Raw genomic sequence first — 26,916 nt, forward strand, 5'->3', positions numbered from 1 at the left:
TTTAATAAACGAACAAAATTCGGATAGATTGTCTAGTAGTCAACAAGTCGATGTTGATTTGCTGATTGAATGGAGTAGCTTGAATTGATTATACTATAATTGAAAGATATTAAACATCTGTTCATTATCGTAATTGTGAAAGCACATTCAGTTAAAAATAGGAGGGAATAAAATGAAACTTCAAGACAAAGTAGCAGTTGTAACAGGAGCTGGTTCAGGCATGGGGAAAGCAATAGCTATGCTCTATGCGCAAGAAGGGGCAAAAGTGGTTGTGTCCGATATTAACGGTGATTCTGCTAATACGGTGGTAGAAGAAATTAAATCAAATGGTGGGGAAGCCATTGGTGTCGTTGCGAATGTTGCTAAAGAAGAGGACATTCAAAATCTAATAGACACAGCTGTCAGCACGTATGGCACGGTTGATGTGTTGGTGAATAATGCGGGTATCATGGACAACTTTGAAGCCGCGGGTGATATTGAAGATGACAAATGGGATCGAATTTTTGCGATAAATACGACGAGTGTTATGCGTTCAACCCGTAAAGTATTGCCGATCTTTTTGGCGAAAGAGCAAGGTGTAATCATTAATATAGCTTCAGCAGGAGGATTATACGGTGCTCGTGCGGGTGCAGCATACACAGCATCTAAGCATGCCGTTGTTGGCTTTACAAAAAATACGGGCTTTATGTACGCTAAGCAAGGCATTCGTTGTAACGCCATTGCACCAGGGGGAGTAGAAACGAACATCGGAGCTTCGATGACATCCATCAATGCGTTTGGGATGGGACGTATTCAACCGGGACTTGCCATTAATCCACGTACGGGCAAATCTGAAGAGATTGCGAAGGTGGCATTGTTCCTAGCTTCAGACGATTCGAGCTTCGTCAATGGTACGGTCTTAACGGCAGATGCAGGATGGACCGCTTATTAAATGAAATATAGATACCTGGATCTGAAACGACTCTAAACCGTTTCGGATCCAGGTATTTTTATTAGTAGCGGTTTATGGAAACAAAATTTCAGGTGCAGGGAGTCGCACCATAAGTAAGTGATATTTTTGCTTTAAATTTTTCAAATTAGATATGAATACAAAAATAAAGCCGATTTTCTGAGCAAACAGAAAATCGGCTTTTATAAATTTTCATGTACTTCAAGTTATATAATTTTCTAAGATTTTATATTGAATCAGGAAACACAGAATCGTCTATTCGGCATAATTATATTTACTTAGGAAAAAAACTAAGAAAGTCTTAAGAATTGGTGTGCGTGTTTGTTAAGATTTAAATAGTATCATATCCTTATACAGATCCTATAGGGGTGATCACATGAGCCTAAAGAGATGGAGGAATGAATGTAGTTGAACATTTTGATTTGTGATGATGATAAAGAAATTGTAAGAGCGATTAGCGTTTATTTGGAAAATGAGGGTTATCAAGTATTCAAAGCTTACAATGGGATAGAGGCAATCGATCTTATTCGAGATCACGTTATTCACCTAATTATTATGGATATTATGATGCCGAAAATGGATGGGATTACGGCGACGATGAAGATTCGACAAGATAATATGATTCCGGTAATTATGCTTTCTGCCAAGTCTGAGGATTATGATAAAATACTTGGATTAAATATCGGAGCAGATGATTATATGGCCAAGCCGTTTAATCCATTAGAACTTGTGGCTAGAGTGAAATCGCAGCTAAGAAGGTATACGACATTCGGGAGTCTTGAGGCGAGTAGTTATGTACTTCAAACGGGCGGGCTCATGATTGATGATGAACAGAAAATCATTACCGTTGATAAACAAGAGGTCTATTTGACACCAGTGCAGTATAAAATTTTAAAGCTTCTCACAGCAAATGCTGGGAGAGTATTCACGATTGAAGAGATTTATGAAAAGGTATGGAATGAAAGGGCCATTAATCCAGAAAATACGGTTTCGGTTCATATTCGAAAGATTCGAGAAAAAATTGAAATTAATCCGAAAGAGCCGAAGTATTTAAAAGTTGTATGGGGAGTTGGGTATAAAGTTGAGAAATATTAGTCATGCACTCATTACGAAAGTGGTTGTGTTTCTGATTGCCATCGTTTGTTTAACTGGTGCAGCGAAGGCAATTATCAACATGGAATTTAATGAGGTTCATCTTAGTAGTATAAATCAAGATAATTATTTTGAGAGCCGAGTATTTGCTGATGAAAGTTACGATCTTATTACCTCTTTAACGCAATTAATCGGAAAGTATAAAAGTGAAGAATATATTTTAGGTGGTAAGGCACTGACTAAAGAAGATAGACGAGGAATTGAAAACGAGTTATTCAATGAATTTCATTACAACGGATATGATTACGACTTAAGTGAAGCGGACAATAAGCGCATCTTTAAAGAAGAATATGCAGATGACATCAATCGTAAAAAAGATGAACGCATGAAAGAACAGGTAAGAGAATTTTATCGGTTACTCAGCACACTAGAAGCATATGAAGGAAGCGTGTATTATGCGAGTGATGGTGAACATGTATTCTCCAATAGTGAACTAAATAAGAAAGAGCAATTTGAATCATTTGGTGCATATATGCTATTTGAGGATTATCAACAAAAGCTTTATCCAAATGAAGTGAAAGAAAGTCAATACCTCGATTACTTTACACACAATGTTGAAAAGTTGAATCCACAAAAAGACGTCATTTTTGTGGCGTTTAAAGAATCTTTCTTACAACAAAAAATGCAGGGATGGGAAAAAGACAAAGCGATTGCCAAAAGTTTTCTTAATGAATTAATTGTATTTCTAGCAGGATTTATTTTATCTTTTGTTTATCTAATCATGGTTATTGGAAGAACGTCATTTAAAGATAAAGAAATTCATTTTCATGTCATTGACAAACTATATAATGATCTCAATATTGTGATAGTCGTTTCTTTAACAGCGATGTGGATAGCGATGATTGTTGAAGTGTTGCACGATATGCACACGCTTCTCACGGCACCTATTTTTATCATTGCCTTACTGATGATTTTATCGCTCGTAAAGCATATCAAAAATAGATCATTACTTCAGCATACACTCATCTATCAAATTCTCAAAAAGGTTTTTCTTTCGGTGAAAAATGTATTTGATAGTGGCAGTATAGGTGTAAAAACTGTGCTGCTTGTCATCGGTTATCCAATAGTAGTTGCAGCAACGTTTTTCATGTTTCCCGTTACCATTGGTCTAGCTGCCTGGTTTGCGATGAAAAAGGTGAAGTCATTTAACCGCATTAAAGAGGGCGTAGAGCAAATTAAGAATGGGGATATTCATCATCGAATTGAAGTAGACGGAAAAGGGGAGTTTAGCCGACTCGCAGCGAATATTAATAGTATTAACGATGGGTTAAAAAAGTCAGTGGATAGTGAGATCAAGAGCGAGCGTTTAAAAACAGAGCTCATTACAAATGTTTCGCATGATATCAGAACGCCATTAACGTCAATCATTACGTATGTCGATTTATTAAAAATAGAAAACGACCCTGAAATAATTGCAGAATATGTAGACGTGTTGGATCAAAAATCGAAAAGACTTAAGATCTTAACGGATGATTTATTTGAAGCGGCTAAAGCGTCAAGCGGAAGTATGCCTGTTCAGTTAGAACGGATTGACATCGTATCATTACTAACGCAAGGAATAGGAGAAATGGATGAAAAAATTGAAGCGTCGTCATTAGATTTTAAGTTAGCTCACCCAACAGAAAAGGTGTATGTGAAGGCTGATGGTAAACTCCTATGGCGCTCCATCGAAAACTTATTCTCGAATATTTTTAAATACGCACAACCTGCATCAAGGGTTTATATTGATGTTGAAGATTTAGGGAATGAAATACTCGTGACATTTAAAAATATTTCAGCATATGAATTAAATATTTCAGTCGATGAACTAATGGAACGCTTTAAACGAGGGGATGAATCTAGATCAAGTCAAGGTAGCGGATTAGGGTTGTCGATTGCTGAAAGCCTGATTCACATCCAGCACGGACGGTTCTTAGTTCAAGTAGATGGCGATTTATTTAAGTCGATGATTTATCTACCGAAATTTCCAAATGAATAATGTAGCAAGGGAATAGGACATGTGAGTGTCCTATTCTTTTTCTGTGTATAGATGTAGCTAATAAAAGAGATAGAGATGTTGTTAAAGAGCTTCAACGTTCTTCAAGTTTAAAAAACATGCTTATGCTAGAGAATTAGAGAATTGCGGATATTTAGAAAGAATACTGAAGGTAAGTATTGATGTGCAAATCGAAAATAATAATCAAATTGTAAAAGTATCTTATTCATATGAAATGGACAAGGTACTTTTTCATAAAAAGCCGCACTTAGCCACATCACGGAGAGCAGTATCATAAGTAAGATAATTAAAAAATTACCCATTTCATTTGGCCGTCACTTGATTGAAGACATTCACACTGTCTATTTGACAGGGGGTAGCTCAAATGGAATCAACTTTTGAAATTTTTATATAACTATTTTTTCTTCGATTTCATGGATGTATGAATTTAAAATACCAATTTGCTCTTCTAATTTTTTCTTATGCTGAAATAAAATTGCTTTAGTATTCATATCTTCATATTCTAAATTTATATTTGAAATGCTTGCTCTTATATCTTCAATCGACATTCCTAGATGTCGGAAACATCTTATTAAATTAAGGATTTCAATGTCTTTATCATCAAAGGTACGATGTTCTTGTTTATTTCTTTTTATTGGAGGAATTAAATTTATTTTTTCATAATATCTAATAGTACTTGAAGGAATTTGAGCTAATAGGCTAGCTTTTTGAATAGAATACACAGCACGTCCTCCTTGACTTAAAGTATGGTTTAACCTTTAAGGTTCATAGTATCAAACAAAAAGGAGCATGTATAATGAAAAACATTTTAGTAGTTGTAACTAATATTTCTAAATATCCAAATCAGGAACGTGCAACAGGATTATGGTTAGGAGAAGCTGTTCACTTTGTAGATGAGATGGAAAAAGAGGGATATAAAATAGTTTACGTTAGCCCTAAAGGTGGATATACATCGATTGATCCACACAGCTTACAACCAGATCAAATGACTGAATTAGATTGGCAATATTATTCAAACGATGATTTTTTAAATAAGCTAGGTGCTACTTTATCGGCAGAAGATGTTAATCCTGAAGATTATGATGCCATCTATTATACAGGTGGACACGGTGTAATGTGGGATTTCCCTAATGATGAAAAGTTACAAAACATTGCTAGTAAAATATATGATAATGGCGGGATCGTCTCTGCTGTTTGTCATGGTACTGTTGGTTTATTAAATATTAAAAATGCGGTAGGTAACTATTTAATTGCCGGCAAAAAGGTTGCAGGTTTTGCAAACACTGAAGAAATCGCACTTGGATTAGATAAAATAGTTCCATTTTTAACAGAAGATGAACTTGTTAACAGAGGAGCCAATTACGTGAAAGGCGAAGACTGGGCAGCGTTCGCTGTAGTTAATGACCGTGTTGTCACTGGACAAAATCCAGCATCAGGTGGTGCAGTTGCCAAAGGGGTATTAAAATTATTGAAATCAGCACGATAATATAACACTCGAGCTTCTGAAAAAAGCACTTCCTTGATCATTGATTGATCAAGGAAGTGCTTATTTTTGCTTTCGAAACGGCGCTAAAATACTTCGGTTTAATGAAAGCTAGGGTGCTCGACTGTAATAGTAGATGCTTTAATTGGATTATATTCTAAGTAGTTGGTGTGATGTGTTTTCCAGTAACTGATTAATAGAAAACAATAAAAATCCGAGGTTTCTTTACGGTTGCTTTCATTTAATTTTCATATATAAAAATACACTCCGAGTGTATTGTGGAAATGAGCAACTTCTTCCCAATATACACTTTTTTATAATCAAAAAAGACGCATCTATGGCGCAATTTTGCGCATGAAACGTCTTTTGGATTCTTACCTGTTTAGTTTTTTTGATACACTGATCACTTTGGTGAAACTCTACTTAAATCTGCTCGTCAAAAGACGGGATTTGCAGAGATATCGTTCCTTCATGCTCTCTTTTTTATCCAGGAATGGCTTCACAACAAACCGTAAAGGTTTCTTTACGATCGGTTCCTGTTTAATATTGTATATAAAAATACACTCCAAGTGCATTGTAAAAATGCGCAAGTGTGCCTTTGGATTCGCCTTAAAAAAATTTTTTCAGTATGCCTGTTCTGCTCGTATGAATACGGGAATAGGCAATGCAAAATACTTCATGCCCTTTTTAATCTGCTCACGTCTCTACGTGGGATTTATAAGGACTCTCAAAAAATTAAATAACTACCTCTATTATACATAATTTTAGAAATAAAAGAAGCAGTAATATTTATTCCTACTTAAACGTTCCCTATTTATGAAATGAACGTTTAAAAATTAGTTGAGAACATCCTTCTTGATTTTTGTATGATATTCCGTATTGCGAATTTTGATAACTCGCCATGAATCGAATGAAGAAAGCCCCTGGTCCGATTTTTAATCACAGCAAAAAAAGAACTGTGTCTCAATCGGTCCAAAGACCTCTATTAGTCATCACCGATCCCGCATGGGTTCGGTATTAAAAGTTAAAGTAAGTTGATATGCAATAAGTTTATCATTTCATTTCGAAGTTTTCAATTGCTATATTGAATTGTTTTGAAATATAACAGCGACCCTGTTTTTGTTACCTTTTAACTCTCATATAGATGCGGTTGACATAACACCCGTTCACGGAAGTAGTTAACTTCATTTTTCAATAAGATAAAGCTGCCATGTAAAGGCAGCCGATTGTTGTAATTTAATTAATCCCGCAATTCATTTTTACTTTCTTTGTTCTTCCAAACAATAAAAACTAATATTCCAAAAAGAGTAACAGATGCCAAACTGAGGATCTTAACAAACCATATACTGTGACCGAATATTATTGCACAAACAAAATAAGCAATCCATATAATTACTGCTAATAACAGTAAACCTGGACGTCTTTCATTCATAATGTCCCCCTGCCCTTCTCAGTTAAAGAGTTTACCTACTAACGGTACGTGAAACCTCCGCAAACCTTCGAATTGATCGCTGAACAATTTTGTATAGTCCATACACAACAGGTTAACATAACACCAATTCTCGGCAGTTGTTTCCAACAGGCAACCCCTTGTCATGCCTCAGTTTCTCTCCTATAGCCCTTCCCTTTTTTATGCATCAAATTTTTATACATCGTTGAATTAACGGGCTTTCAGGTGGACGCTAGACGTGTCTAAACGAATAATTATACAAAATCCTTTCGCCATTTCCGCTGATCTTCTTCGGTTTTCTAAAAACGCTCACAGATAGTCTAGAATCATCCGTAAAAGAAGAGGTAAAGACATATACACCTATTTCCGTTTATCATTGGTCTATGAGCAACCTGTGCGTTTCTGTGGCTATATTTGATAGTCTGAGAGAGTAGGACTTGTCCTTTTTGAGGATTTATCCTCTTTTTTTCTAGTAAGATCCTATTGTGTCTAAGTGTAATAATTCGTCTTGATTTTTTATAGAAAAAGAGAAATGCATGTTAATTAGCGAATTCTATATAATGATTTTATTTAAAGACTTAATAGACTTAGTAACCTTTAACAGACTCATGAACCTAGAGCCACAAGGTATTGCGAGTTTAGGGTGGACCCTGCCGCAAGGGGGAAGTTTCGCTATTTGAGAAAACAGTAATATCCGAAAAAGCACATCAACGTATAAAGCTGATGTGCTTTTTCGGATAGCTTGCATTGATGTAATTGATTGTTACTCTATCTCCATTTGGTCAATGTCCTTTTTTACAACGAACCCCAAATGCCTCCCACATTGTCTATCCTCTCGATAAGAAAAACCATCTGGATCTACATACGTGCAAGTTCGATCAATCGCAATCCGCTCAGCTGGAATTCCCGCCAACTCACATTGCCTTTTCACGACGAGCTGATTATCGATGTGATATTTGTGAGTGTCGTCATTGTAATACATAAAATCATCCGCATAGCCAAGCGCTTTAAATTTTAAATAGACATCTTCATCGACTTCAAACTTTTCCTGGCTTAGCGCTGCACCAATCTGGACGTGAAAATCGCTCGGATTACAGCGTTCAACTTGTGTTAAATGTTCGAATAGTTTCGACGTGATTTCTTTGACTGTGCCTTGCCATCCAGAATGGATCACGCCGATGAGGCCGTTCACTTCATTGTAAAAAATCACGGGTACACAATCAGCAGTAAAGCTGCACAATACAAGATTGGGCTCATAGGTATACAGGGCGTCTGTGTCCGCAATGGCGGTGTCCATTCGCTCGGCACCTTGTCCTTTATCGTTGAGCGTCACGCGATAGAAATTGGCGCTGTGTGTTTGAGTGGCACAAACGAAGTCACTCAGCTCGAGTTGTAAGGAAACGGCTAATCTTTTGCGATTTTCGATTATATTATCGGTTTTTTTGCAGGCATGGAGCGCCATGTTGTTGTGTTCAAGTTCGGCTCCATCTTTCATGGTCATCCCTGCTATAAATTTGTCATTGTTTACGTAAATCTTTGTTTTCATATCATCACCTAGCTTTACTATACCTTACTATCTATTCAAAAAAAATCATGGCTATCGATAATGTTGATGAAGAAATTCACGAATTTTATGTTGCGGCTTACCGCTATAGACTAGGAACTTTAAATTTATAATTAGAATTCAATAGAAACTTTAATAATCTCCTTGTACGACGAAAGATTCTAGCGAAGGAGCGACAAGTGTGAGCCGAAGTAATGAGACTGACAGTGATCTTCTGGCGGGCTCATTACGGGAGGCCATCACCAAGCGACGAAGCGGTATTGGAAAATGCTCCCTAGTATTAAGCACAAAAAAACAACTTGCTTCCATTTTGTTAAGTACCGAGTATCTAGTTGCAAGAATGTGAAAATATGGTCACCCATTAAAGGATATAATTGTCCTTCAAATGGATGTCTGTTTACCTTGCGCTATCTGGTTGTCTTTAAAGGTGAATCTCAGTTAAATCACCTATATTGGTGACGAGTTCTCATTAAACTTCAAACTGTTCCAGAACCCCTACATTACCGAAAGCTTGTTTGGTATACTCAAGGTAATAAGCGAGAACCCGGAATCCGAAACGAGGGAGGAGGCAGACCAATGAATATAAAATTAAACCGAGAGTTAATTAAAGACAAGTGCGGTACAGTCTCCTTCAAAAGAGGTGAAGCTTTTTATCGGGCTAATAAAGTGACAGTTAAAAACTACGGTCCTAATGGTTGTGAAGCAACAGTTGCAGGAATGAATGATTTCCATGTCACCATTAAAAAGGATGAAAAAGGTGGTTTACTTACGAAATGTAGCTGTCCTGCACTAGCTTCCTTTCAAATGGATTGTCAGCATATTGCAGCCGTTTTACTATCGATTAATGCACTTCAGCGTCAGGAAATCCCCAATAGTCTAAGTGGATTCCAGTCTGATTCATTAACAAATCAAGAACTAACGGAAGGCTTACTGACACTTTTCAATGCCCAACCTAAACGCTCTAGCGGTCATCAGCTTCACTTTGAAAACAGGCAAGTGCTTGATGTGGAATTTACGTGCAAAGCCGTTACCCTAGGAGAGGGGCGGCATATATTTGGAATAAAGGTGAGGATTAGTCCGACTAATGTGCAGAATATCAGGGACTTTCTGAAGCATGTGAAAGACGGACATACTAGCGTGCTTTCTAATTCATTCACGTTTAACCCTAATCTTCATTGCTTTCAAAAAGAAACAAATGCTTTGATCCAGCAGCTTATCCAAGTAATTCATGATGAAGATGTATATGTTGATGAATTGTTGGGGAAATCAAATTATGTCAGCGATCATCATACACTACTGATTCCTCCATCTTCTTGGGACAGGCTATTTCCCATACTTGAGAGAGTACCATCGATTAAATTGGAATATGGCGGGAATATGTATGCCGGTCTTCGTGTATCGAACGAACCACTTTCTTTACAGTTTGACTTTGCTGAAGCTGAGGGCAAAGGCTATCAACTGAAGATCAAAGGGTTGAATCAAATGGTTGTGCTGAATTCATACAGCTCTGTCTTATCTGAAGGGAAACTAATCCAGCTGAAAAGTGAGGATTGTAAACGTCTCTCGGACCTAAAGGAGTTGCTTGATGGTTCAGGAACGAATCAAATTTCGATTCCTCAAGAGCAGGTTAGTTTTTTTCTAGAAAAAGTGGTGCCTGGTTTGAAGAAACTAGGCAATGTACAACTATCGGACAGTATGTATAAGCACCTTCTTAAGACACCGCTAATTGCTAAAGTGTACTTGGATCGTGTGAAAAACCGATTGCTCGTTGGGTTGGAGTTTCATTATGAAAATATTATGATCAATCCATTGGAACCTACTGGGGATATCCCGGCAAGCTCCACTTTTGTGAGGGATATGGATAAGGAAGAAGAGATCTTGCAGTTAATAGAAAAAAGCTTGTTTTCCAAGACAGACGGCGGTTATTTTTTGCACAATGAAGAATTGGAATATGAATTTTTGTATCATGTCGTTCCGAAGCTTAAAACGTTTGCGCAAATATATGCAACTACGGCTGTGAAAAATCGGATATTTAGAGGCAAAGCTCACCCGAAGATTACTGTGAAGATGAAAAAAGAGAGAACCAATTGGCTAGAATTCAAATTTGAGCTCGATGGTATCCCTGAAAAGCATATACGTGAAGTTCTATTGGCTCTAGAAGAAAAACGGAAGTACTATCGATTGGGTAATGGATCCATACTCTCATTGGAGACGAGAGAGTTTGAAGAAATGAACCGCTTCTTGAATGCACTTCCTGAACAGCATGAAGAATTGGAAAGCGGTTTGATATTACCATTTGCTCAAGGTCTTCAGCTTCTTGATTCAGTCGATAATCGTGATGTGTTCACGTTAGAGAAATCGTTCCTGCAATTTTTGGAGAACGTCCAAAATCCAGATAGTTTGGGGTTTGAAGTCCCAAAAAGTTTGGATCCAATATTACGGGACTACCAAAAAGATGGCTACAAATGGATGAAAACACTTGCTCATTACGGATTCGGTGGGATTCTTGCAGATGATATGGGGCTGGGTAAAACAGTGCAAAGCATCACGTTTATTTTATCCGAGCTTCCTAACATCCGTAAAAAGAAGCTCCCGGTTCTTATTGTCTGCCCATCATCTTTGACGTATAACTGGTTAAGTGAAATCATGAAGTTTTCTCCAGAGATTCAAGCTGTTGTGGTAGATGGTAATAAGACAGAGCGGAGCAATTTACAGAAGGATGTAATAGATATGGACGTTCTTATCACTTCCTATCCGTTGTTGCGCAGTGACATCATGTGGTACGAAAAACAGTTCTTTCATACCGTTTATTTTGATGAGGCACAGGCATTTAAAAATCCTGTGACACAAACAGCAAAAGCAGCGCGGAAGATACAGGCAGATAACCGCTTCGCCCTCACTGGTACACCGATAGAGAATTCATTAGAAGAGCTATGGTCCATTTACCGGGTTGTCTTTCCTGAATTATTTCAGGGTCTTAAGGAATTCAGTAATCTGCCAAGGAAAACGATTACTCGGAGGATTCGTCCATTTTTGCTTCGTAGGTTGAAAAAGGATGTCCTTGCGGAGCTTCCTGAAAAAGTCGAGTGGCTGGAATCGGTGGAGTTGCTACCTGATCAGAAGAAGCTATATGCTGCCTTTTTGGCTAAGCTCAGACACGACACACTGAAACATCTCGACAAGGATACACTCCGAAAAAACCGCATCAAAATTCTCGCTGGTTTGACTCGGTTAAGACAGATTTGCTGTCACCCAGCCTTATTTGTGGATGGCTATAAAGGGAGTTCGGGAAAATTTGAACAGCTAATGCAGATTATAGAGGAATCCAAGCTGTCGGGAAGAAGGGTGTTGATTTTTTCCCAATTCACGAAAATGCTTGGACTTATAGGTAGAGAGTTAGCGAATCAAGAACTGCCTTATTTCTACCTTGATGGACAAACGCCATCAGAGAAACGAGTGGAAATTTGTAATCGATTCAATGCAGGTGAACGTGATTTATTTCTCATTTCCTTGAAAGCAGGCGGTACAGGTCTCAATCTGACGGGAGCAGATACCGTTATTCTATATGACATTTGGTGGAATCCTGCGGTTGAGGAGCAAGCAGCTGATCGTGCGCATCGTATTGGCCAGACAAATGTTGTACAAGTCATCAAGCTTGTTGCCCGCGGTACAATCGAAGAAAAAATAAATGAATTGCAAGATAAGAAAAGGCATCTGATTGGAGAAATCATCGATTCTGAGGAGAAAGCGTCGTCTACTTTAACCGAAGAAGACATTCGGGAAATATTAATGTTATAAAGCAAGTTAAGAACAGTGTGAACTGGAAGATTGCGAGGTGGCAATTACTAGTGTTTACAAGGGAAAAGTCTTCAGTGACCTTTAAGATCTTAAAGAAAAGTAATGGTCGCAAACCCGTTTACTACAAATTAAAAAAGGTATCTGGTTCTGAAACAATTCTAAATCGCATCAGAACTAGGTACCTTTGTTTTTACTTCCATTATCTGAAGAACATGGTCAACGGTTACTGAAAATAGTGTGGGTATAAATTCTTGTGTGTCCAAATCCATTGTTTCATCTCTATGATCATATTTTCATAACTTGGTACTTTGAATGAAAAATCCTGTCGGTTATTTATCAATGTTTTATCAGCATTGACGGAATCGCTAGGCAAGATTGTTAACTCATCCGCTTTAAAATTTGCATTGAATTGATTTAATAAATCAAACTTACTTATACTCTGATTATTTACAAGGTGATATAACCCTGTTAAATCTTCGATTGCAGCCTTTTCCATAGCTTTTGCTAAAGTCAAAGTAGTGACGCCAGTCCAGATGGCTCCTGTAAATCCATTAATAGTTCCTTGTTGTTTCATAAACCAATCAAATAAACCAATTCCATTCCTTTTCATATCCGGACCAATAATTGAATTTCTAAAGGTTAAATTTTTATTATCATTAACTTCGCCCAAAGCTTTCGTTCTATCATAAAAAGTTTCACCATCACGAATGCTAGCTTCACAATAGGGTCCTGATTTACCTGAGAAAACACAATCTGTACTCATATGAATTAATTTAGTGTTGGTGTTTTTTAATTTATCGGCTATAAGGTGTGGTAAGTAACTATTTAGATAGACAGCTCTTGACGGTACTAACTCACACGCTTCGTTTAAAATACCTATGCAGTTGATCACTACGTCATAGTTTTCTTTTACTAGAATTGAATTCAACAAAAAATCATCCATAATATCCCCATTTATGTTCTTACAATAAGGAAATGCTGTTCTTGAAAAGGTAGTAACTTCATGCCCTTTCTCACTTAAAAATAATGAGATGGTGTGACCTGCCATTCCAGTTGCCCCAAGAACTAGGAATTTCATGTTATCCTCCATTCCATTTACGCAGTTCGTCTTTAACGAAATCTAGTTTTAACAACTTTTCTTTTATTTCATCTACTGAAAGGGTCTTTGTATTATTAGAGTTATATTCATCGGTTAACGTAATTTTAGGGGAACCTTCTTCGAGGTATTTCCCATAATTTAAATCTCGGTTATCAGCAGGAATTCTATAAAAATCTCCCATATCAATTGCTTTGGCTGCTTCTTCTTTCGTAAGAAGTACCTCGTAAATTTTTTCTCCGTGACGGGTACCAATGATATTAACTTCATTTTTCGCATTAAATAATTCAATCAATGCTTGTGCTAAATCTTTTATATAACAAGCGGGTGATTTTTGAACTACGATGTCGCCATTCACTGCATTTGTAAAGGCATATAACACCAATTCGACTGCTTCTTCAAGGCTCATCATAAAACGAGTCATTTTGGAATCAGTAACCGTTAACGGCTTTCCGTTCTTAATTTGTTCTATGAACAATGGTATGACTGATCCACGGGATGCCATCACGTTACCGTAGCGAGTTCCACAAATTAAGGTTTTGTCAGGAGTAACCATTCTAGATTTTGCAATGAATGTTTTCTCCATCATCGCTTTTGAAATCCCCATTGCATTGACGGGGTATGCCGCTTTATCTGTAGAGAGACAAATGATTTTTTTCACACCTGCGTTTATCGCTGCAGTTAATACATTTTCTGTTCCAAGAATATTTGTTTTTACGGCTTCTAAGGGGAAAAATTCGCAAGAGGGAACTTGTTTAAGGGCTGCTGCATGAAAAACGAAGTCTACATTGTACATAGCGTTATTTAAACTGCTACTATCACGTACATCTCCGATGAAAAATTTAATTTTGTTATTCTGATATAAAATGCGCATATCATCTTGTTTTTTTTCGTCTCTTGAAAATATCCTAATTTCCTTGATATCAGTAGTTAAGAATCTTTCTAATACAGCGTTACCAAATGAACCAGTTCCACCTGTTATTAGTAGTATTTTATCTTTAAACATATAGTTATAGGTCAACTCCTTTCATTGGAGAGGCTGTTCCAGAAATAGAACGACATTCATTTCCTTATTTCAGCCCTCTAAGATGCAAATCAGATTCGGAAGTTTCTCTAGGATAGTTATACCAATAGGCAAATAGTCCAGTATATTTACATTTGGGGTTATTATCCATTAATACTCTATTAAAATCCCAATCTCCGGCAAAATCTTTTCTCGTTGTGAACACTGCATCCCCTATAAAACTTCTTCGAATGATCTTAAATTGTCCACACCACGTATAAGCATCATCTTTACTTTTCACAAATTGTAGTCCGTGTTTCGTTAACATATTGTAGTAATAAATGTCATATTCACCGTCAACTTGTGCTAGTACATCCCGAATCGGAGGTAAATATTGATCATCGCTATCAATGATTGCTACATAATCCCCGGTTGCTTCAGCAATGCATCGATTATATGATTCACTAGCACCTCTATTTGCTTCATGCGTTATTATTTTTAATTGTGGACAAGTTTTTTCATATTCCTTTAGTAGTTCTACTGTTTTATCAGTTGAACCATCGTCGCAAACAATAATTTCATAAGCATATTCTTTCGGAATACTATCCAGCATTATCTTAATCCATTCTTCACTATTGTAAGCTGGAGTTAGAAAACTAATTTTCATTCAAAGACCTCATTCCTTTATTGATCAATTAATTAATACCAAGGTAGTAGAAAGCATGCATCATCTACCGTTAAATTTTCCAATTAGCGCAATTCGTAACAAGTTATTGTTGATACCTTGTTAAAAAGAAATCTCATACCTTATGCTTATCAAAAATACGTCTGTCCTCGATTAATATATGCGTGTGATTATTTAAACTTTAGGCCGATGCGTTTTCTGTAGCTAGAAATCGATTATGTATGAGGATGAGTAGCTGAGTTAATAACGTTTTAAGTCAAAATATCCAAAACAAATCCCCCTAGTCAGATGCTCATCTGACTAGGGGGAAACTGACAGGCACTGTTTTCAACGCTTTCTTTTGTTTTTCTTACCATCTAAATTTAAAAATTCGCTTTCACGTGCAAACTCAACATCGTCTTTCGGCTTTGTATCGTATTTGAGGGCATTCCGCTGTTTACCTTTGTCTTTGTTTTTGTTTTTATTTTCTTCCGACATGACTTGAACCTCCTTTTGTAGAATGATTTCATCCTAGCTATTGTGTCCAAGGTGCAGAGTTCTATGTAGGAGAATGCAAAATAGGTACCATTCCTTTTTGCACGATTTGCTTGGGTGATACGATAGACTATCAGAAACTCTATTGGTATTTCCTGTAATCGTATTGATTTCTTTCATTTTTCTCAGTTTCTCTACTATACTAATCATAGGCGTCATGAATGCTAAGAGACAGCATAGTAAAGGGGAATGAGTAAGATTCGAATCAAATGGAAGAGGCTACTTGTTCTTTTTGCTACAGTTTTCTTGCTGATCCAAATCATCGGCAGTTTCTTTTTTTATGAGCTAGCAGTTAAGCGGGGACCGAAAGATTTCTTGCAGAAGAATGCAGATTTGGAAGTGTCCGATAAGGCCATGAACCTCTTTTTGAATGGAGATTGGATAGGTTGGGTCGCGGATCAAAATTTTGAACGACTCACTTTAACGTCACGCGACGGACTGAAACTGTCAGGTTACTATTTGGCGGCATCCAAGCCAACGGATAAATTGGTCATTTTAACGCATGGCTATTTAGGAAACGCGAAGCAAATGGGGCTATTCGGACAGCATTATCATAACGATTTGAATTATAATATTTTCATGCCTGATGCACGAGGGCATGGAAAGAGCGAGGGTAATTATTATGGATTTGGCTGGCCAGATCGGCTCGATTTGATCGATTGGACACAACTATTGGTGGAGAAGCTTGGAACTGATATCAAAGTGGCCTACCATGGTTTATCGATGGGTGCGGCTACCGTTTTGATGGCTAGTGGAGAAGAAGAACTTCCTCGCCAGGTCAAAGCCATCATAGCGGACAGTCCCTATGCGTCCGTCTATCAATTATTCCAGTATCAAATGAATCGGATGTTTCATCTGCCGGCATTTCCATTGTTAGATAGCACCAGTGTGTTAACCAAAATCAGGGCAGGTTATTCATTCAGAGAAGCGAGTGCACTAAAAGAGGTGGAGAAAACGAGTGTCCCGATCCTGTATATTCATGGGGAAAGCGATACATTTGTTCCAACAGAGTTGACAAAGGATTTGTATCGACATACTTCAAGTGACGCAGAACTCTATCTTGTCCCGAATGCAAACCACGGTGAATCCATTGCATTGGACGAAGACAAATACAATATGAAAATAGATCAGTTTCTTAACCGTTATATTGAATTAAAATAGGTGCCACTGGTTCTAAAACAATTTGAGTTGTTTTCAGAACCGGGCACCTATTTTTTACTATCTACTAGTTAACTGAAAACTTACCATCAACTTCAACCGTCTCATAAATATTAATAAATGCGTCTTCATCATGCTTTCGGACAATCTTTTTAACATGCAGCGTTTCGTAACGCGTGACGACCATCATTAAAATGTCTTTCTTCTCTTGAGTATAGCCCCCGTAACCTTCCGTAATCGTAATACCACGATAGATGGATCCCAGTAACTCATTGCGTATTAAATCACCTTTTGTCGTGACAATCTGCATCGTCAGTTTGACGTGATCTGTGAAGATTGTATCGATCATTTTACCAGTGATATAGATAGACAACAGGGTATATAACGCGATTTCCCAGTCAAAGACAAATCCTGAAAGTAGCACGATTACGCCATTCATCCCCGTGAGGAGAAGGCCGATACTGAAAGAACTTGTACGGGAAACGATAATCGCAATAATATCCAAACCGCCAGAAGTTCCTGAGTATTTGAGGATAAGACCAACACCCATACCACCAATGCCGCCACCGAAAACCGTTGATAACAGGATATTATCTGTCACAGCAACGACTGGTATCACGTATAAGAATGCCGAGAGCGACACGACGCAAACCAGTGTGTTAATGGTAATTGTTTTTCCGAGTTTGTAGTAGCCTAAAACAATCAAAGGCAAGTTAAGGACTAGATTTAATAGACCGGTATTAAATGGGCTGATTAGGCCGAGTAAAATTGCGATTCCGCTAATACCACTACTTAAAATCCCGAAAGGAACGAGAAAGCAGTTAAAAGCAAATGCAATAATGAGTGAACCTAAGACGACAATTAAATTTTTCATAACTAGTAAATCTCCTTCCAGCTTTGGCAAATAAAAAAACTCGACCCTAAAAAAGGGACGAGTTCGTGCTCGCGATTATACCCATAACTCCGCAGGTTTCTAAAAACAAACGGCTTTCAGTCAACGTATTCTCATACGTGCCCCAGATAACGGTGGAAAACCGTCAAAGCTAACTGACTTATCGGCTTTGTATCTCAGAGATGAATTTCGGATAAGGGCTGTTCGTCGACTTTCACTAAGCGCCAACTTAATAGGGAACAGGGACCTTTTCGTACTTTTTCTCGTCATAGACTTTTAGTGTTAGATGTTAATTTAGCAGAGAAAAATTGACGTGTCAATACGTGTTTACCTGCCTTACTATGAATTGAATACCTTTTGCTATCAAACGGTCATGATTATTTAGTGTGCAATGTCTAAAGGGGTGGAGAAGAACTTCACATACCGTCAAGAAAACCCAGTTTCGTTCACAGGCACCCGCATACTAAGTCGAATTTTTTTAATTAATCATACATATAAACCTGCTAGAAAAATCCCTAACGTCTCTTGATAAATTTCATCGAACTGGTCCAAGGGAAGCGGGTTTTTTCCTGAACCAAGTTCAACTGTGAATCCAGGTCTCCGCCATTCCTGAATAAACCAATCCTTATATCCAGCATAGCTTTCAATTGTTTGAACTGATTCGTATCCGCTGACCCTACTGAACTCGTTAACAAGAACTTCAGACTCAGGAGGTTCAAGGTTCTCGTACCCCCAATAAATAACTTCTCCCTGTGTATGAAGAGCGAGTACTCTTGCAAAATCCCGCCTTCTTGTCAGGTCCGCAATTGCAATTGCCTCAGGTTCGGACAAAGGACGCTCACCGCCATAATCTCTTGGACCCGGATACTTAGGATTACGAGCTCTTTCCCGATCCCAATTGGCAGGAAATTGATCATTCAGATCCACACCCCTTATATTGGCTTTCCAGTCCGTAAAGTCCAAGCTACCATTATTCAATTCAACAACTCTGCTTCGCCATGGGTCATTTGCAGGCGGACCATTTAACACCAAATTAACTCCGTCCGGATTGACCATCGGAACAATGGATAATGTCGTTTGTCGGTAAAAGGGGAATGTAAAAAGACCGCGGATAGTAGTTTGGTTAGTTAATGAAAGCAAATAATCATTTAAAAAGGTCAAAATGATAGGGGTAGTAATCCATTCATTCGCATGAAATGAAGCATTATAATGAACTCGTTTAGTTCCACTACCAACCAAGATTTCTGGTATTTCTCGTTTTAAAACGGAATTTCCGATAGGAGCGGTTTGCAAAAATGGATAAACGGCTAGTAACCTTCTGATATCATTCATCATAATGTCGTAATCAAAATTTTGTTTCCCGTTTATAAGCCTCCAGGTAATCCTCTGAGGAATTTTAATCATCTGTCCAACTTGCAGGCGGTTCGGTTCAAGATTAGGGTTGACAAGAAGAAGTGAATACAAAGGAAGATTTAGTCTTTGTGCGATCAAACATAAAGAATCTCCTGTTTGAATTTTATAATTGGTAGCAACAAATCCAGGGATTTGAATTCGCTGACCTGTCGTAAGTATTTGTGTGTTGATGTTTCGGTTGGAATCGATAATCAGTTGAAGAGGCATCTTGAATACCTGGCTGAAATTCCAAAACGAATCTCCAGGTCTAGCAAATATGTCCATGCATTTCCTCCTCTTAGTTGGAAATACTCAGTAATAAGAGTATGTGAAGTATTGCTTAACAATTACATAAAACTAAAAAGGGAAATTAAAAATCTATATACGTTGAACAAATGAATACGGCATATGCGCTTTATAAGGGCTTTTGTGAGGCCACTGAAACAGCCCTTGTACTTGGAATGAATTAGGATTCCCCACTAATCCCGCTTCGACTACCACGAAGACGCGCCTGCGCTGGATGGTCTATGTGAGAAAGAGTATTTCATTATTAGTGATGAAATCTGCAACCTGGATTGCGGATTTCTTGACTATAATTATACAGTTAATGCCAAGAGGTTATTCCAGATAGGTTAAAGAATACCTCATCTGGCTTAAGGCGAGATGCCTCCCCTAGCGCCGTAGCGGTTCAATGGAAATAAATCTACGTGGAAATGAAAACGATAAACAGGCACTAGGAAAGATTCCCTAATGCCTGTTTATTTTCTTTAAGCTTTACAGATTTTCATATGAAGTCATCTTATCCATATTACTCGCAACCAAAGCAATGAGTGTGCTCGCCTCTTCTTTTGTAAAGACGAAGCTGCTTTCCTCTTTGTGAAGCTCGTTGCCTTCCGACCAAAAGCGCTTGACCCTTCGAAGAACACCATCTCCAGTAGCGTTGACTACCCCAAATTGATGCGTTATTTCTATTGCATCTTCGATTTGGAAAGCAGTGACTTCAGGTGTTTCCCATTCGACGCTCAATTCCTCAAACTCTGTATCAGCAATTTCACCCACGTAGTATTCTCCACTATTGACGGCGTCTAAAACGAACTCCTCGTCAAGATCATCTAGTTCATCATCACTGATGAAATCATGGAAGATATCATGAATAGCGTCAATTATATCTTCAATGTCAGTAAGAATGATTCTGGTTTGCTGTTCGAATTCAAAGTCAAAAGTTTCCACGTAAAACTCTGCGTTATGTGGATCAAAATGAAGGGTACAGAAGTAATCCCTTTCGTCGTCCTCCGTTTCGACAAAAAATTCGATACGTGGATGTTTTGCACTTTGGTCAATCGACATATGACCGACTTGATCATATTGATCGCAAATTGAATTCAGATGATCATGAAGCTCAGTAGTTACTCTGTTAAACCATTCCATTGACATGCTTTAACCGCCCCTTTATTTTTATTCCTCAATTCATATCTTTTCCCAATTCGTGTATTTTATCTAAAAAAAATAAATAAAAAGTGTAAAATGTTCAAATGAAGCAAAAATCATGAAAATGGTGCAACTCATATCACGAAAATCACAAGAAATCGTTAGTAATTGGTTGGTCATATAATCAGATGAATACTTGAATTCACGATCGATCCGTTCGAATAGTATCGCCCCAGATTGCGCAGGCTTGGTAATTGGCAAACATCATAGAACGTTTCAGCCGCCAAAATTGCATCTTTGGCGGCTTTTCTCCAGTTAATAAGCCAGCTATTCTTTCATACCAAAGAGCTTCAGCACTCTGTGTACTTATACATTCAGACATCTCGGTAATCGTAATAGAAGTCATTCAATCCGAAGTAATCCAAAAACGCGACTATACAAGTAGTGCTAAGGGGGGAATCAAGTTATTTACTGGTTGATTTGGTTAATCAGCACGTGTGGTAGGTGTTTTTTTAATGGAACAATGCATTAGAGTTGCTTAACATATAGATGCAGAATAAAGTAAATAGGTAAGTTGTTGCTGAATAAAAGGAGGAGTTGGGATGCTTTATCTGAATTCAGATCATTTTATGTTGAAACCATTTTTGGCCACTATTCATTGTGAACCGAGCTGGCAATGGAAAAAACGTGATAAACCAATTCCCAACTATGATTTATTTTATGTTTGGGCTGGGGAAGGGACAGTAGTGCTCAATGGTAAGCCATATAATGTAGAAAAAGGGCATTGCTTTCTTTTTAAACCCGGCGATGAGACAACAGCCACACATAATCCGCAAAATCCCCTCGTGTTAACTTACATTCATTTTGATATAACTGAACCGTTCCAATTGGTACCTTCAGGTCACCGGGTCTTCAAAAATACCATTACCTTTGAATCGCTTTTAACTCAATATGTTCGATTATTTCTAGTGCAGGCATTTGGTGCAAAAATTGAGGCCCAGCTAATCTTGAAGCAATTGATGATCCATTTATTAAGAGAAGAACGAGGACAAGAAAAACAAATGACTAATACGAGCAATAAATTACTAGAAACGATTCGAGAAATTGCCAATTATATTCAACAAAATCCAGGGTCGCCGCATACGATTAATAGTTTGGCTGAACGTGCAAATCTATCTCAACGGTATTTTTCACAGAATTTTAAACAAGTCATCGGCCATACCGTCAAGTCTTATATTGTCTATTCTCGTATAAAGCGAGCTGAGCATTTATTGCTTTTTACAGGACTCACAGTGACAGAAGTTGCTGATGCTCTAGGATATAACAACATCCATTTTTTCAGTAGACAATTTAAAAAGTACACTGGTAAAAACCCCTCAGAGATACGATAAGCATATTCGGAAATCTACCCATACGTTCAAGAGCCAGGCATTTAGTTGCCTGGCTTTTATGTATTTCATGAACTTTATCTATGAACATAAAAGTGTAAATGTTTGATCAGATAATCTAAATATCTTGGATCCTCTGGCTGATAGTATTGAAAGAGAAAAGGAGTTGAGGAAGATAGCCAATGAGCCAGTAAGTTTTTTTTACGAATGTTTATTCAGAGTTGTTGCTTGAGGATTTGCAATACTGGCGAACATAAAAGGGGGAGTATCCAGTACAGTCATGGCGCAAGCATGAACCGCTCTTGAAAGACTTAAGTGCTATTTATTGAGCACGTACTATTATCATTCGTGTCTTATCAAAGTTTCTGGGTTCGGCCTGCTCATGATAGGATCATAGCTCATTGCCTGCCTAAAGCAAATCAACATGTGGCTAAAACATTAACATAGTAACGGTATTGAAAACTGAAAGTGTCCTGGTGCTAGTTCCGCGTCACAAATAAATTAGAAGTATTAAAAAATAGGAGGAGGGAATTTTAGATGGATAACTTATTCTTATTAAATAGTGTCTGGATTATGTTGGGCGCTATTTTAGTCATTTTGATGCAAGGTGGATTTATATTATTGGAAGCGGGCTCGACAAGGATGAAAAATGCTGGTCACATTGCCGGTAAAACTATATTTACATTTGGAATTGCCTCACTTGTTTTTTGGGCAGTTGGTTACGGATTTATATTTGGTGAAAATGGGAACTTTTTTGTAGGGTGGTCTGACTTCTTCTATTCAGGCTATGAAATAGAGGGAAGTACCTATTCGACTGCCGTATTCTTTGTATTTCAGCTTGCATTTGCGGGCATTTCATTAGCAATTGCATTCGGAGGCTTTGCAGAGCGGGCTAAACTTTCCACCTATCTTGTCTTTGCCTTGCTGTTCTCAATTATCGTTTATCCGGTAGTAGCCCACTGGATCTGGGGCGGTGGATGGTTGGCAGAGCATGGAAAACAGGATTTTGCAGGGTCAACAGTCGTCCATTTAACAGGAGCAATGGCAGCATTGGCAGCTACGATTTTATTGAAGCCAAGAGCTGGAAAGTACAACGTCGATGGGACTGCTAACAACTTGAGCGGACATAACCAGGTTTACACTACTTTAGGTGTCTTGATCTTATGGGTAGGTTGGTTCGGTTTTAACGCTGGAAGTACACTTGGAGTAGAGAATGGATTCTTCGGATTTATTGCCTTAAATACTAGTTTGGCAGCATCAGCGGGAGCGATAAGTGCGTTGCTTATCTCATGGGTTGCTTTAGGAAAATCCGATGTTCCGACAATGCTGAACGGGACATTGGCCGGACTTGTTGCGATTACTGCTTCATGTGCTTTTGTAGAGACATGGGCGTCGGTAATCATTGGCCTTGTTGCCGGAATACTGGTATTTTATAGTGCTAGATTTTTTGAAAGACGAAAAATAGATGATCCAATATATGTGCTTTCAGTTCATGGTATTGCAGGCGTATGGGGGACCTTATCAACTGGGTTTTTTGCCTCACCCAGATTGGCAACTGTTGGGCATGAGGGGTTATTCTATGGTGGAGGATTCACTCAACTTGGGGTCCAGTTCATGGGCGTGACCGTATCGGCTGCCTATGCGTTTTGCGTATCCTTCGCAATTTTGTTTGTCATGAAAAAGGTGATGACGGGATTGAGGGTGACGGCAGAACAAGAAACAGTCGGTTTGGACTATAGTGAACATGGAAGCTTCGGATATCCTGAAGCATTATCGATTACAGGGAAACTTGACGAAATGAACACGATATCTCCGTACGGAATTGAAACGCCTGTTCCTAAACCGATAACATCAAGTTCACTAAAAAAACCACCGAAAAAGGCACTATCAGTCAGTCCTCTTAGCACGCTAAATAAGTAGCCAGGTAAATGTTAAACTGCTTTCTCTTTTGGGAGTTGAACAGAATTACGTAATACCTAGCGTGCAAAGTTTCTTAAATTGCATATTCACAGAGTAGAGGTTAGATATGTACGTTATATCTAATCTCTATTTCTTTTCTTATTTTAGGAAGTGTCACTTTCTATAGGGGCTTACATGATGTGGAGTATAGGTCTTACTAAAGAACACATTGTACAATCTTCCTCGTTCGTACAAGATCCTATCAACGAAAAAATCAACATTATAAAAGTAGGAAATATAACAGTTTTAAATTTAATAGAAATCACCACCATATTATAATTTTGATGGAAAAAATTTTTCAGTGAAATGGGGAGGGTTATTCTTCCTTGCCCACGCTAAAGTCTAATTTGAAAAGTGTCCCTTTGATTTTAAGTGAGATACTTTTTGTACTTAATCCTTGTATAAAATAGGTCAAGTATATAAGAATTTTTTATTCAAAAGAAGCCTACTTTACCATTTTAACTAACAAGTCTTCACTTTTATCGTCCCATTTAATGGTTATTGGAATTGGCATATTTTTATGAACGGGCTGAGTATCGCCATACATCTGTAAATACATTTCATTATCATCATCGAATGAACCCTCTTCTTCAAAAGTATTAGGGGCTTTAGGTTCTATTTCATAAGTAAAAGTTTCCGGACGAGTACCTTCTCCAACATAAAAAAATCTATATGTTAAAGCACTACCGGGAGTTGCAAGCCTCTCTACTTCTAATTCTACTCGCCAATTTTCACTTTCACCTTCAAAAGCAACTCTTACTAAATCTTCCTCGTTGGTACAAGCTGTCAACGAAAAAATCAATATTATAAAAGTAGATAATATAACAGTTTTAAATTTAATAGAAATCACCACCTTATTGTAATAGGAAACAAAATTTCCAGTAAAATGAAAGAGTGAAGAAGGGTTTTTCAGTGTTTATCTAATTTTACAGTAACAGAAGAAAGAAATGAATGAATAATTTATTCTTGAATTATGGTAACTTGGTTAGAAAAACAGAATAGTATGCTATAATACATATAACTTTAAAAGAGGAAGGAATGACGTGTGGACAATGAAGTACTAATCTTTTGATTCCGGAAACTGAATTTTTTATTCGAACGGAAAATAGGATTAGTCTGTCCACATTTAAATAAGTTCCTTCCTCTTTGCACGAACAAGAGGCTTTTTAGAGAACTTTGAATTTGGATGAATAATGACTAATCCTTCCGATTTTATGTCGGAGGGATTTTTGTATTCCCTCCGAACTTGGAGGAATGGATATGCTTATTGGAACATTAAATCAAGTATCAGTAGCACATGGTGAAACGGTAATCTTTGATGGAGTGTCTGCGGATATTCCGGAAGGAGCGTGCATTGCGATTGTTGGGGCGAATGGTGCGGGGAAAACGACACTACTGTCATTACTAGCAGGGGAGAGAGTGCCAACGTCAGGTTCAGTTAATTGGAATGGCAAGCCGCCGTCCATCACCTGTTTTAGGCAGGAACAGGAAGACGAAGGGACAATCGATTGGGAACGGGCAGAAACCCATACGTACCGGCGGAAGTGGAAAGTACCGGAGCGTGCTGAATATAGTTCTGCAAGCGGCGGGGAGCGGATGAAGATGCGGCTGTCGTCTGCGCTCACTGAGAAGAGCAGGCTGAACCTTTTGGATGAACCGACGAATCACTTGGACAGTGACAGTCTGGAAGAATTGATCCGGATCATCAATGAGGATGTTGGTACGTATCTGATCGTCTCCCATGATCGGCATTTCATCGACAGAACGGCGGATTTCGTATTCGAAATTGAGCACGGCAAACTGACGGTCTACAAAGGAAACTATACGCAATACCGGAATCTGAAGGACGCGAATCGGGAAGTCCAGTTGAAGCATTATGGACAGCAACAGCGAAAGATTGAGCAAGTGGAAGAACAAATCGCCGAGTTGGAAAATTGGTCTGCGAAGGCACATGCGGAATCGACGAAAAAGGGCGGAAGAATGATGGGGGCAAAGGAATACTTCCGGATGAAGGCGAAAAAACGCGATGTCCAAATCCGTTCGAAGCATAAACGGCTAGAAGGGGAATTGGAAAAAGATCGTATTGAGAAGCCTAAAGATGAAATTGGCGTGTCTTTTGACGTCAAAGGTAGGAAGAAAAAAGGGAAGCGAGTCATGGAGTTAAAAGATGTCCGAAAGTTATTCAGCGGGCATGAACTTTTTGCAGACGTCTCGTTTACTGTACAAGCGGGTGAGAGGATTGGTCTTATCGGTCCAAATGGTGCAGGGAAATCGACGCTTTTCCGGATGATACTTGGAGAAGAGAATTATAAAGGAAATCTCTGGAAAACGAACGGAATGACGATTGGTTATTTGAGTCAGACAGCAACTGACTTTCCAAAAGACATGACGATGGCGAATTATTTTCATGTGGATACGTTCCGCGAACAGGGAGTAATCCGTACACATTTGACAAACCTTGGATTTTCAAAGCAACAGTGGGACCTGCCGTTGTCGGACCTCAGCGTTGGCGAGCGGGTGAAGGTTAAATTGATGCAGTTCATTGTCGAGGAAACGGATGTATTGCTGTTGGACGAACCGACGAATCATCTTGATTTACCTTCTAGAGAAGAGCTAGAAAAGACACTGGAGACGTTTCCAGGAACGTTGCTTTTCGCCTCACATGACCGTTATTTCACAGAGCGGATGGCAGACGGGCTGCTTCTATTCGAGCAAGGGACAGTGCGGAAAATACCGCTGACATATGCTGAATGGCAAGAGCGCAGTGCCATAGTGCAACCTGAAAAGACTGCTGATGAACGTTTGCGGCTTGAAACGGAGCTGCAGGCAGTGCTGGGACAGTTGAGTATGATGAAACAAGGGGATAAAAGGTATGCTGACCTCGATAAGGTTTTTAATGAGTTAAGTAGAAGATTAAGGGCATTGAAGTGAATGGAGAACTCTATATGTTGAACAAATGAATAGGGCGTATACGCTTTACAGGGGATTT

The 26,916-nt window shown here is 38.3% G+C and carries 20 protein-coding genes; 9 read left to right on the forward strand and 11 right to left on the reverse strand.

The features are described 5' to 3' along the window. The first annotated feature begins 172 nt into the window (after positions 1–172). The 3 genes from H7992_RS00820 to H7992_RS00830 all read left to right on the forward strand — a co-directional run bounded on the left by H7992_RS00820 (position 173) and on the right by H7992_RS00830 (position 4,079). On the forward strand, positions 173–931 hold the full coding sequence (locus H7992_RS00820) for an SDR family oxidoreductase (RefSeq protein WP_187046407.1): 759 nt from the start codon (positions 173–175) through the stop codon (positions 929–931). Positions 932–1,357: 426 nt separating this feature from the next. Further along, positions 1,358–2,044 carry a response regulator transcription factor gene (locus tag H7992_RS00825; protein WP_067204501.1) on the forward strand — a complete coding sequence of 229 codons (687 nt, stop codon included), beginning with the start codon at positions 1,358–1,360 and terminating at the stop codon, positions 2,042–2,044. Continuing rightward, entirely contained in the window at positions 2,031–4,079 is a 2,049-nt protein-coding gene (locus H7992_RS00830; RefSeq protein ID WP_222618000.1) for a HAMP domain-containing sensor histidine kinase, read from the forward strand. The genes H7992_RS00825 and H7992_RS00830 overlap by 14 nt, the downstream gene beginning before the upstream one ends. A gap of 404 nt (positions 4,080–4,483) precedes the next feature. Here the strand turns inward: H7992_RS00830 and H7992_RS00835 are convergent, their stop codons facing one another. Then, positions 4,484–4,819 (reverse strand): MerR family transcriptional regulator, encoded by a 336-nt coding sequence (locus H7992_RS00835; protein ID WP_187046409.1) that lies wholly within the window; start codon positions 4,817–4,819, stop codon positions 4,484–4,486. A gap of 74 nt (positions 4,820–4,893) precedes the next feature. Here H7992_RS00835 and H7992_RS00840 point away from each other — a divergent pair, with 74 nt between their 5' ends. Further along, the gene (locus H7992_RS00840) at positions 4,894–5,583 is read left to right on the forward strand and encodes a type 1 glutamine amidotransferase domain-containing protein (RefSeq protein ID WP_187046410.1); all 690 of its coding nucleotides are present in this window, start codon (positions 4,894–4,896) and stop codon (positions 5,581–5,583) included. 1,237 nt (positions 5,584–6,820) lie between these two features. On the opposite strand, the gene H7992_RS00845 is transcribed toward H7992_RS00840, so the two are convergent. Together H7992_RS00845 and pgeF are read right to left on the reverse strand one after the other, a co-directional pair. Further along, a complete protein-coding gene (locus H7992_RS00845; protein WP_187046411.1) occupies positions 6,821–7,012 on the reverse strand; it encodes a hypothetical protein in 192 nt (63 codons plus the stop codon). Positions 7,013–7,793: 781 nt separating this feature from the next. Further along, complete coding sequence (gene pgeF / locus H7992_RS00850; RefSeq protein ID WP_187046412.1) at positions 7,794–8,576, reverse strand: peptidoglycan editing factor PgeF; 783 nt, start codon at positions 8,574–8,576, stop codon at positions 7,794–7,796. 594 nt (positions 8,577–9,170) lie between these two features. On the opposite strand from pgeF, the gene H7992_RS00855 reads away from it, so the two are divergent. Then, the gene (locus H7992_RS00855) at positions 9,171–12,392 is read left to right on the forward strand and encodes a DEAD/DEAH box helicase (protein WP_187046413.1); all 3,222 of its coding nucleotides are present in this window, start codon (positions 9,171–9,173) and stop codon (positions 12,390–12,392) included. A 223-nt stretch (positions 12,393–12,615) separates the two neighbouring features. On the opposite strand, the gene H7992_RS00860 is transcribed toward H7992_RS00855, so the two are convergent. The 4 genes from H7992_RS00860 to H7992_RS00875 all read right to left on the reverse strand — a co-directional run bounded on the left by H7992_RS00860 (position 12,616) and on the right by H7992_RS00875 (position 15,653). Continuing rightward, complete coding sequence (locus H7992_RS00860) at positions 12,616–13,470, reverse strand: SDR family oxidoreductase (RefSeq protein WP_187046414.1); 855 nt, start codon at positions 13,468–13,470, stop codon at positions 12,616–12,618. Position 13,471: 1 nt separating this feature from the next. Beyond that, positions 13,472–14,494: a polysaccharide biosynthesis protein gene (locus H7992_RS00865; RefSeq protein WP_067204520.1), complete on the reverse strand. Its 1,023-nt coding sequence runs from the start codon at positions 14,492–14,494 to the stop codon at positions 13,472–13,474. Between the two features lie 64 nt (positions 14,495–14,558). Further along, positions 14,559–15,158, reverse strand: a complete 600-nt coding sequence (locus tag H7992_RS00870; protein WP_067204523.1) for a glycosyltransferase family 2 protein — start codon at positions 15,156–15,158, stop codon at positions 14,559–14,561. 345 nt (positions 15,159–15,503) lie between these two features. Continuing rightward, positions 15,504–15,653, reverse strand: coding sequence for a hypothetical protein (locus H7992_RS00875; protein WP_187046415.1), 150 nt, complete (start codon positions 15,651–15,653; stop codon positions 15,504–15,506). A 246-nt stretch (positions 15,654–15,899) separates the two neighbouring features. Between H7992_RS00875 and H7992_RS00880 the strand changes: the two genes are divergently transcribed. Then, positions 15,900–16,871: an alpha/beta hydrolase gene (locus H7992_RS00880; RefSeq protein ID WP_187046416.1), complete on the forward strand. Its 972-nt coding sequence runs from the start codon at positions 15,900–15,902 to the stop codon at positions 16,869–16,871. 64 nt (positions 16,872–16,935) lie between these two features. Here the strand turns inward: H7992_RS00880 and H7992_RS00885 are convergent, their stop codons facing one another. From H7992_RS00885 to H7992_RS00895, 3 genes are all read right to left on the reverse strand, one after another. Next, positions 16,936–17,742: a YitT family protein gene (locus H7992_RS00885; protein WP_067204532.1), complete on the reverse strand. Its 807-nt coding sequence runs from the start codon at positions 17,740–17,742 to the stop codon at positions 16,936–16,938. A gap of 504 nt (positions 17,743–18,246) precedes the next feature. Continuing rightward, positions 18,247–19,437 carry a M14 family metallopeptidase gene (locus H7992_RS00890; protein ID WP_187046417.1) on the reverse strand — a complete coding sequence of 397 codons (1,191 nt, stop codon included), beginning with the start codon at positions 19,435–19,437 and terminating at the stop codon, positions 18,247–18,249. A 489-nt stretch (positions 19,438–19,926) separates the two neighbouring features. Continuing rightward, positions 19,927–20,586 carry a hypothetical protein gene (locus tag H7992_RS00895; protein WP_067204537.1) on the reverse strand — a complete coding sequence of 220 codons (660 nt, stop codon included), beginning with the start codon at positions 20,584–20,586 and terminating at the stop codon, positions 19,927–19,929. Between the two features lie 596 nt (positions 20,587–21,182). On the opposite strand from H7992_RS00895, the gene H7992_RS00900 reads away from it, so the two are divergent. Then, positions 21,183–21,971 (forward strand): helix-turn-helix domain-containing protein, encoded by a 789-nt coding sequence (locus H7992_RS00900; RefSeq protein ID WP_187046418.1) that lies wholly within the window; start codon positions 21,183–21,185, stop codon positions 21,969–21,971. A gap of 534 nt (positions 21,972–22,505) precedes the next feature. Continuing rightward, on the forward strand, positions 22,506–23,888 hold the full coding sequence (locus H7992_RS00905) for an ammonium transporter (RefSeq protein ID WP_187046419.1): 1,383 nt from the start codon (positions 22,506–22,508) through the stop codon (positions 23,886–23,888). A 484-nt stretch (positions 23,889–24,372) separates the two neighbouring features. On the opposite strand, the gene H7992_RS00910 is transcribed toward H7992_RS00905, so the two are convergent. After that, the gene (locus H7992_RS00910) at positions 24,373–24,777 is read right to left on the reverse strand and encodes a hypothetical protein (protein ID WP_187046420.1); all 405 of its coding nucleotides are present in this window, start codon (positions 24,775–24,777) and stop codon (positions 24,373–24,375) included. A 410-nt stretch (positions 24,778–25,187) separates the two neighbouring features. On the opposite strand from H7992_RS00910, the gene abc-f reads away from it, so the two are divergent. After that, entirely contained in the window at positions 25,188–26,858 is a 1,671-nt protein-coding gene (abc-f, locus tag H7992_RS00915; protein WP_187046421.1) for a ribosomal protection-like ABC-F family protein, read from the forward strand. Positions 26,859–26,916: the final 58 nt, after the last annotated feature.

The sequence above is a fragment of the Sporosarcina sp. resist genome (genome assembly GCF_014302295.1).
GTDB lineage: Bacteria > Bacillota > Bacilli > Bacillales_A > Planococcaceae > Sporosarcina > Sporosarcina psychrophila.

What these genes read in the sequence shown, in the direction of transcription:
- H7992_RS00875 (WP_187046415.1), bottom strand. Translation starts at nt 15,653, where the DNA reads ATGTCGGAAGAAAATAAAAACAAAAACAAAGACAAAGGTAAACAGCGG.
- H7992_RS00855 (WP_187046413.1), top strand. Translation starts at nt 9,171, where the DNA reads ATGAATATAAAATTAAACCGAGAGTTAATTAAAGACAAGTGCGGTACA.
- H7992_RS00905 (WP_187046419.1), top strand. Translation starts at nt 22,506, where the DNA reads ATGGATAACTTATTCTTATTAAATAGTGTCTGGATTATGTTGGGCGCT.
- H7992_RS00880 (WP_187046416.1), top strand. Translation starts at nt 15,900, where the DNA reads ATGAGTAAGATTCGAATCAAATGGAAGAGGCTACTTGTTCTTTTTGCT.
- H7992_RS00845 (WP_187046411.1), bottom strand. Translation starts at nt 7,012, where the DNA reads ATGAATGAAAGACGTCCAGGTTTACTGTTATTAGCAGTAATTATATGG.
- H7992_RS00840 (WP_187046410.1), top strand. Translation starts at nt 4,894, where the DNA reads ATGAAAAACATTTTAGTAGTTGTAACTAATATTTCTAAATATCCAAAT.
- H7992_RS00885 (WP_067204532.1), bottom strand. Translation starts at nt 17,742, where the DNA reads ATGAAAAATTTAATTGTCGTCTTAGGTTCACTCATTATTGCATTTGCT.
- H7992_RS00865 (WP_067204520.1), bottom strand. Translation starts at nt 14,494, where the DNA reads ATGTTTAAAGATAAAATACTACTAATAACAGGTGGAACTGGTTCATTT.
- H7992_RS00860 (WP_187046414.1), bottom strand. Translation starts at nt 13,470, where the DNA reads ATGAAATTCCTAGTTCTTGGGGCAACTGGAATGGCAGGTCACACCATC.
- H7992_RS00820 (WP_187046407.1), top strand. Translation starts at nt 173, where the DNA reads ATGAAACTTCAAGACAAAGTAGCAGTTGTAACAGGAGCTGGTTCAGGC.
- abc-f (WP_187046421.1), top strand. Translation starts at nt 25,188, where the DNA reads ATGCTTATTGGAACATTAAATCAAGTATCAGTAGCACATGGTGAAACG.
- pgeF (WP_187046412.1), bottom strand. Translation starts at nt 8,576, where the DNA reads ATGAAAACAAAGATTTACGTAAACAATGACAAATTTATAGCAGGGATG.
- H7992_RS00870 (WP_067204523.1), bottom strand. Translation starts at nt 15,158, where the DNA reads ATGAAAATTAGTTTTCTAACTCCAGCTTACAATAGTGAAGAATGGATT.
- H7992_RS00895 (WP_067204537.1), bottom strand. Translation starts at nt 20,586, where the DNA reads ATGTCAATGGAATGGTTTAACAGAGTAACTACTGAGCTTCATGATCAT.
- H7992_RS00900 (WP_187046418.1), top strand. Translation starts at nt 21,183, where the DNA reads ATGCTTTATCTGAATTCAGATCATTTTATGTTGAAACCATTTTTGGCC.
- H7992_RS00890 (WP_187046417.1), bottom strand. Translation starts at nt 19,437, where the DNA reads ATGGACATATTTGCTAGACCTGGAGATTCGTTTTGGAATTTCAGCCAG.